This is a genomic window from Micromonospora sp. KC213, assembly GCF_004348325.1.
In the GTDB taxonomy this organism is placed as follows: Bacteria; Actinomycetota; Actinomycetes; order Mycobacteriales; family Micromonosporaceae; genus Micromonospora.
The window spans coordinates 1-6,303 of record NZ_SMKF01000250.1; the positions used below are offsets into that span (position 1 = coordinate 1).

A 6,303-nucleotide genomic window follows, 5' to 3' on the forward strand; every position below is an offset into this window, starting at 1 on the left:
GGTGGGGAGGTCGGCCGGGTCCAGGTCGACGGGCTCAGCCACCGGGGCCGAGGTCGACTTCACCGGGGCCGAGGCGGTTGGCTTGGTCGGGATGGGGCCGCCGGTGAGGACGAGTTTGGATAGGGCGAGGAAAGCCAGTGCGGGCACGGAGGACAGCAGCCGGGAGGAGAAGCTGTCGTTGGCCACTGCGATCTGCGCGGCCAGGGACAGGGCCACCGCGGCGATCAGGATCGATAGCGGGTAGAGCACCGGGGCGTTCGGGTCGCGGCGGCGTCGACGGCGGATGACCAGCAGCGCGGCGGCGGGGGTGAGTTCGGAGATGACGGCGTTGGACCAGCCGAACCATTCCCCGGTGCCGGCGGGGGCGTGGATCATCGTCCAGTCCTTGACGTGGGTGAACGACGCGGCACCGGCCATCCCGCCGACGGCCAGGAGGATGAGAACCAGGGCGACGGCTTCCAGCCGTTCGGAGTTCAGGGCGCGGCGCACCGGGTCACCTCCTGCCCGGTTGAGTCGGACGCCGGAGCCGGCGCAGGGACCGGGCGGAGCCAGGCCCGCAGGTTGCGCAGGTAGACCGCGCCGTAGACGAAGCAGGAGACCAAGAACCCCCACTGTTCGGTGACGATCGAGTAGGTCAGCCACAGCAGCTGGGCGGCGAGGCCGACGGCCCAGCCAGTCCAGGAGCGCTTGCCGGCCAGCCACAGGCCGGTGACACCGACTGTCATCAGCAGCCAGGACCACACCTGCGGGTTCATGCGGCCCACCCCCACGCCTCGGCGTCCTCGGCGGCGATCTCGGCGTGCCGGTTGAGGGCCGCGGTGACGATGGCGTCCAGGACGGTGTCGGGGTTGCAGTAGGGGCAGGTCTGGTCGGGTTCGGTGTGGGACAGGTCCAGGCAGATGCGGCGGATCGGGCGCAGGGTGAGTCGACGGGCAGCCATCACAGGACTCCTCGTTGCGAATCGGGCAGGGTCAGCGGTGGGTGGGCTTGACGTGGACGCGGATCCACTCCGGCGGCTCACCGGTGGAGGCGATTGCTTCGGACAGGCAGCGCCACAGCGCCCACGCCTCCGACGGGGTCAGGTACATGCGGCGCCGGCCAGCGCCGACGGCGACGTAGAGATCGGCGTCGGGGGTGACCCGGACGGTGACCGGGACGGATGCCTTGTCGACATGCGGAGCACGCAGCCGGTAGAACCGGCGCGGTTCCTCGATCAGCTCGTCCGGCTCGTCGGAGTAGGGCATCCGGACCGGGGTCGACTCGGGCAGCTCGTGGGCGGTCATCGGGGGTCACCTCCGTTCGGGCCGAGGTCGAGTGCGTTGAGCAGCGACGGCGGCAGCAGCGGCGCGGCCTGCTTCGGCGGGGTGGGCCGGTAGGTGCGTCGCCCGTTGCCGTTGACCCGGGCCGCTGGGGCCGGGTCGGGGTCGGGTTCCGGCTGCACCTCGGCCGGAGCGGGAAACGTCGCGGCCATCTCGCGGATCACGTCATCGGAGACGAAGGAAAACCGCACCCGCGCCGGTTCGGGCTGGCCGTCCAGCAGCACGTAGGCGACGCCCTTGCCCGACAGCGGGATCTGATCGGCCAGTGCTCCGCGGTCCCGGGCGCCGTCGCCCAACAGGAGGTCGACGTGGCCGCGCTCGGTTAGCCCGAGGGCGATGCGCGTGGGAAACAGGTCGCGAACGGTAACGACTTCCTTGCGGGGGTCCTGGGTGGCGGCGACGACCAGAACACCGAGCCCGGCGCCCTGGGACAGCAGCAACCCCAGCAACTGGGTGATCCGGTTGCGGATCTCGCTGTCGGGCAGGTACGCCAGCAGCGCGGCGATCTCATCAATGACGACGACGATCAACGGCTCATCCACCGTCGGCGTGTGCACCCGGGCCTTGCCCCGCAGGATCTGCTGACGCGCCCGCATCCGAGCCACCGCGTCATCGAGGAGGTCGGCCATGCGGTGCCAGTCGTCATCGACATAGCGAGAGAACAACGGCCGGCCGATCGCCAGCTCCATGCCGCCCTTCGGGTCGATCGCCCACACCCGCACCAGCCCCGACCGGATACCAGCGGCAAGCGAACGGATGAGCGACCAGATCACCGAGCCCTTGCCCATCCGGGTCGCGCCACCGATCAGCACGTGGGTAGCGAGCAGCCGCAGGCAGTAGACGGCCAGGTCTTCCCGCAGCCCGAGCGGCAGCGCGGTGAAGTCCGGGCGGGTCGGCACGGGCAGCGGGGAGACGATGCGGGTCAGCGGGTCACGGCGGATGAACACCAGCCACACGTGACGAGGCCGGTCGCGGAAGCGGACCCGGTCGATCAGCCGCAGCAGCCACGCGAGGCGGCCAGAGCGGTGCGGAGCGGCGGTGCGACGACCGGAGAACACCCGGCAGTGACGAGTGCCGAACGAGTACGCCAGATCCCGCGCGGCTTTGTGATAGACCTCCGGGTTCTGGCCCTTCGGCATCCGCACCACGAGTTCATCGGTGGCGTAGGAGCAGCGCACTGACAGCAGCGTCGGGACTTTCTCGCCGCCGTCGTACTTCTTCACCAGCCCGCACAGGCTCATGACCTCGTGCCACTGACGCCGGTACACCCACAACCGCCGCCACCACGACACCAGCGGCAGAACGATCAGGCGGTGGAACGAGTCCCGGGCACGCCACCACCACATACCGCCCGCAGCGGTCACGGTGATGAGGACCAGGAGGTGAGGCCACCACCCGTGATCCCGGTAGACGTCGACGGCGAACAGGGCCAGGGCGACGACGGGCCAGGCCCGCCAGCGCTTCACCGCGAACACCGCGAGGCGCACCACTGCGACAACGGAGCGGATCAGCAGGAACAGGCCGGTGACCGTCCACACCACCGGCCAGGGCGCGGTGATTTGGAACCGGCGGAAGTTGACCAGCGGAGCGCGCACCATCACGCCACCGCCTTACGGTCGGTGCGTTGCTGCTCGGTCCAGGCTTCCGCGCAGACCTTGTGCACCGGCTTACCGGCGGGACTGCGGCAGATGGCCGGCTTCCCGCAGATCACGCAGGGGACCGGGTCGCCGGCACCCGCGCCGCGCGTCCAGTCCAGAGAAGTTGGCATGATGAACCTGCCCTTCCAGGCCGAGAGGAATTGGTTGGGCAGCGGGGCGGCCGAGCTTTCCTAGGGCCAGGGCCGCCCCGCGCCATATTCAGTAGCCGTGCCTCTTGAGCGCCTCATACGCCGCCGACAGCTCCGCCTTGGTGCAGCCGTCCATTGCGGCTTCGTACGCGGCCTTGGCCTTGTCGAACGCCGGGCTGTCGATGTCTCGATCAGCGGCGTCGGTCTCCGCCATACCGAGCTTGACCAGACGCATGACCTTGTCCTTACGCACCGGCTCCGACTCGGAGCGCTTCCGGCCGAACATCAGGCAGCCTTCCCGCGCGACTCCGCCAGGGTCTTCGGCGCCACCAGCGCGGAGGCCCGGTACGAGAACATGAGCCGCTTGGTGTTGTTGTCCACGTACGGCGTCACCGTCAGGTTCTCGAACTCCACCGGCTGGAACGCACCCACCGGCGGAACCGGCTGGTGATCGGTCAGGATCTTCACCGCCACCTCACGCGACCGTGCACCCAACTCCGGGTCCAGATCCATCACCCGGCACTGCCACACCCGCTGACCCGTCAACTTGTCCTTCGACGGCGTCCGCCGACCCGTCTTCTCGTCGTAGTCCTGCGCCTCCGCAATCGAGTCCGGCACGAACACCGCACCGTGCGGGAACACCGCCTCGAACGGCACCGAGAACCGCGTACCACCCCTGAGGGCCATCGTTGCCTCCTGTTGTTGATGCGTCTTTGACGGCGATAACCGTCTGAGCTGAGACCGACTGTACTAGTGCGACCTAGAACAGTCTAGACCTACCCTTTGATCGACCTTGCGGGAGTTCTAGGTCGCTCTGGGTAAGCTGTTCCCGTGGGAGAGGTGAACCCGAACGACCCGCGGCCTCCGTACGTGCAGATCGCGGATGACCTGCGGCGCGCGGTGCAGAACGGCGAGTACGAGCCGGGCGCAAAGCTGCCGTCCGGCCGGGAGCTGGCGAAGCAGTACGGGGTGGCGTTGATGACCGTCACCGGAGCCATCGGCCTGCTTCGGGATGAGGGCCTGGTCGAGTCCTGGCAGGGCCGGGGAGTGTTCGTCACCGACCAGCAGCGTCGGCCGGCATCTGACGTGTCGGTTCGGTTGGCCGAGCTGGCGAACATCGTGGAGAAGCAGAGCGCGGACCTGGCCGACCTCCAGGCTCGGATTGCTGCTCTGGAAGGCTCCCGCCGTACCAAGCGCTGAGCCTCGCTTGCTGTCTTTGGCATGTCGCCATGACAGCGCGTGAAAGACGGTTGCCGACAGGGTGACCAGCGATCAACCGCCGTTCATTCCATTCACAGGGCTACGGGGAGGGCCGCCGGTGAACCAGGACCGGGAACAGCTATCCGAGGAACATGCCGCGTTCGTCGCAGAGCTGCGTCACTGGCGTGAGGTCGCGGGCTACTCCCAGAAGGCCCTTGCCGGGCTGGTCGGTTACACCCCCTCGTACATCAGCAAGGTCGAAGGCGGCACCATCGTTCCGAGCCGGGACTTCGCGGAGAGCGCCGATCGAGGGTTGAAGGCCGGGCAGGCGCTCATTCGGCGTTGGCGTGACCTTCACGCTGCGGCGCAGGCTCATCCGGCGCCCACTCAGCGCAGGCCTGAGGCAGCGGTGGCCGACCCCCAGACCGCACCAGGTACGGCGCTGGTGGTGGAGCACGAGCACGCCGAACTCACGTTGGCCGACGGTGTCTACCGCACACGGGTGCGGCGGTTGCTGCGTAATGTCGGGACCGAGCCGGTCACCCGTTATCTGGTGCGCGTTGCGGTCGACCGATACCCCGGTGATCCTGAGCGCTCGAACCAGCTATACCGAAGCGACCCGCTCACCTGGGAGGAAATCAACCTCACCGCACAGTGTGCAGGCGAGCCGATGGCGTGGACGATCATGCACGACCGGGACGCCTTCAAAGAGGTCTGGTTGCAGTTCGAGAACCAGGACGGCCGATTCCCGCTCTACCCGGGCGAAGAACGGTGGATCGAGTACGTCTACACCGTCTCGGCGCACAAGTGGGGGCCATGGTGGCAGCGCGCTATCCGGCTGCCCACCCGGCGCCTGAGCCTGTCTCTCACCCTTCCCGCGGACCTCGATCCCGTCGCATGGGGTACGGAGACGTCGATGACCGCCGAGCCGTCGGCCTTCCGTACGCCGATCACGAGGGACAGCGACGGTGACAGCGTCACGTTCACCTGGGCGACCACCGAGCCGCCCCTGCACACGCGGTTCCGCATCGCGTGGCGTTTCAAGGCAGCAAACGCGAAGGAGGACCAGGTGGATACGCTCGCCCCGAGCGATCAGATGCAGCAGATCGGGATCGTGCAGGAAGGCGACCCAGTGCTGACGACCGAAACTCGCCGGTTCGACCTGCCGGCCGAGTCAGAGGATGCCCGTCGGGTCATCGCGCAGTTGTCCTCCACGATGGAGCGGGCCGCGCAGGTGCATGAGTTCGCGAAGGGCATGGGTATCGCGGCGCCGCAGATCGGGATCAGCCGGAACGCCAGTCTCGTGCGGACCCCGGACGGTCAGGTCATCACCTTGTTGAACGCGAGGGTGATCGCGGAGACTCCCGACACCGACGAGCAGTACGAGGGATGCCTGAGCTTCTTTGACGTCCGAGGGATGGTGCCCAGGCCCCGCGGCATCGAGGTCGAGCACCAGGACGTCGACGGCACTACCCGCATCACCGCTTTCACTGGGGGAGTGGCCCGCCTGGTGCAGCACGAGATCGACCACGTGTACGGCATCCTCTACCGCGCCAAGATGCGCGACGGTGTGTCTCCCATCCCCGTGTCGCAGTACAAGGGCACTGGTAAGGCATGGTCTCAGTAAGGGAGAGGCGGGAGAGGGCGGAGTCGGCCGTACGTGGGCGTAGAGCGCGCGGCTGATGACGTACCAGGTCAGTGGGAGGAATCCGTAGCGGGTTGACAGGATTGTTCACGGCAGCTTGTGCCGGACGAAACGCCGATGCCAGAGCCCGGGGTTTCCGTGTCGCTGGGATGGAAGGTGCCGCGGCGGTTGGTGGTGTCTTGTTGGCCTTGGTCGGCTCGGAGCTGCTCGCGATCTGTTGCCGAATTAGCCTGTACTAGATCAAGGCGCTCCGCGCGGCGCGGGCCGGGGCGCGGCAAACGGCTCCTGCGGAGCCGCCGCCCCGGCGCCACAGCGCCGGGGCGGAAAAGTCAGCCGGCCCGAACCCCACGCCC

General features: G+C 68.1%; 10 protein-coding genes. 2 read left to right on the top strand and 8 right to left on the bottom strand.

The annotated features are described in order from the left end of the window. The 8 genes from E1166_RS28725 to E1166_RS28750 all read right to left on the bottom strand — a co-directional run. The coding region (locus tag E1166_RS28725; RefSeq protein WP_207914606.1) for a hypothetical protein at positions 1-489 on the bottom strand (489 nt) is incomplete at its 3' end. Continuing rightward, on the bottom strand, positions 474-755 hold the full coding sequence (locus tag E1166_RS28730; RefSeq protein ID WP_132343001.1) for a hypothetical protein: 282 nt from the start codon (positions 753-755) through the stop codon (positions 474-476). The genes E1166_RS28725 and E1166_RS28730, both read right to left, overlap by 16 nt. Then, positions 752-940 carry a hypothetical protein gene (locus E1166_RS28735; protein ID WP_132343002.1) on the bottom strand — a complete coding sequence of 63 codons (189 nt, stop codon included), beginning with the start codon at positions 938-940 and terminating at the stop codon, positions 752-754. The genes E1166_RS28730 and E1166_RS28735 overlap by 4 nt, the downstream gene beginning before the upstream one ends. A gap of 31 nt (positions 941-971) precedes the next feature. After that, on the bottom strand, positions 972-1,283 hold the full coding sequence (locus E1166_RS28740; protein WP_132343003.1) for a spread protein: 312 nt from the start codon (positions 1,281-1,283) through the stop codon (positions 972-974). Continuing rightward, positions 1,280-2,917, bottom strand: a complete 1,638-nt coding sequence (locus tag E1166_RS28745; protein WP_132343004.1) for an FtsK/SpoIIIE domain-containing protein — start codon at positions 2,915-2,917, stop codon at positions 1,280-1,282. The genes E1166_RS28740 and E1166_RS28745 overlap by 4 nt, the downstream gene beginning before the upstream one ends. Next, positions 2,917-3,087, bottom strand: coding sequence for a hypothetical protein (locus E1166_RS31265; RefSeq protein ID WP_165944453.1), 171 nt, complete (start codon positions 3,085-3,087; stop codon positions 2,917-2,919). The genes E1166_RS28745 and E1166_RS31265 overlap by 1 nt, the downstream gene beginning before the upstream one ends. A gap of 88 nt (positions 3,088-3,175) precedes the next feature. Then, positions 3,176-3,391 (bottom strand): hypothetical protein, encoded by a 216-nt coding sequence (locus E1166_RS31270; RefSeq protein WP_207914608.1) that lies wholly within the window; start codon positions 3,389-3,391, stop codon positions 3,176-3,178. Beyond that, positions 3,391-3,792: a transcriptional regulator gene (locus E1166_RS28750; RefSeq protein WP_132343005.1), complete on the bottom strand. Its 402-nt coding sequence runs from the start codon at positions 3,790-3,792 to the stop codon at positions 3,391-3,393. Before E1166_RS28750 ends, E1166_RS31270 begins: the two co-directional genes overlap by 1 nt. Before the next feature lie 144 nt (positions 3,793-3,936). Between E1166_RS28750 and E1166_RS28755 the strand changes: the two genes are divergently transcribed. Both E1166_RS28755 and E1166_RS28760 read left to right on the top strand, forming a co-directional pair. Then, positions 3,937-4,305: a GntR family transcriptional regulator gene (locus E1166_RS28755; protein WP_207914610.1), complete on the top strand. Its 369-nt coding sequence runs from the start codon at positions 3,937-3,939 to the stop codon at positions 4,303-4,305. Positions 4,306-4,423: 118 nt separating this feature from the next. Continuing rightward, positions 4,424-5,932, top strand: coding sequence for a peptide deformylase (locus E1166_RS28760; protein ID WP_132343006.1), 1,509 nt, complete (start codon positions 4,424-4,426; stop codon positions 5,930-5,932). Positions 5,933-6,303: the final 371 nt, after the last annotated feature.

Excerpts from the sequence above, each read along its gene's own strand:
- E1166_RS28750 (WP_132343005.1), bottom strand. The coding sequence starts at position 3,792 with ATGGCCCTCAGGGGTGGTACGCGGTTCTCGGTGCCGTTCGAGGCGGTG.
- E1166_RS28740 (WP_132343003.1), bottom strand. The coding sequence starts at position 1,283 with ATGACCGCCCACGAGCTGCCCGAGTCGACCCCGGTCCGGATGCCCTAC.
- E1166_RS28730 (WP_132343001.1), bottom strand. The coding sequence starts at position 755 with ATGAACCCGCAGGTGTGGTCCTGGCTGCTGATGACAGTCGGTGTCACC.
- E1166_RS31270 (WP_207914608.1), bottom strand. The coding sequence starts at position 3,391 with ATGTTCGGCCGGAAGCGCTCCGAGTCGGAGCCGGTGCGTAAGGACAAG.
- E1166_RS28735 (WP_132343002.1), bottom strand. The coding sequence starts at position 940 with ATGGCTGCCCGTCGACTCACCCTGCGCCCGATCCGCCGCATCTGCCTG.
- E1166_RS28745 (WP_132343004.1), bottom strand. The coding sequence starts at position 2,917 with ATGGTGCGCGCTCCGCTGGTCAACTTCCGCCGGTTCCAAATCACCGCG.
- E1166_RS31265 (WP_165944453.1), bottom strand. The coding sequence starts at position 3,087 with ATGCCAACTTCTCTGGACTGGACGCGCGGCGCGGGTGCCGGCGACCCG.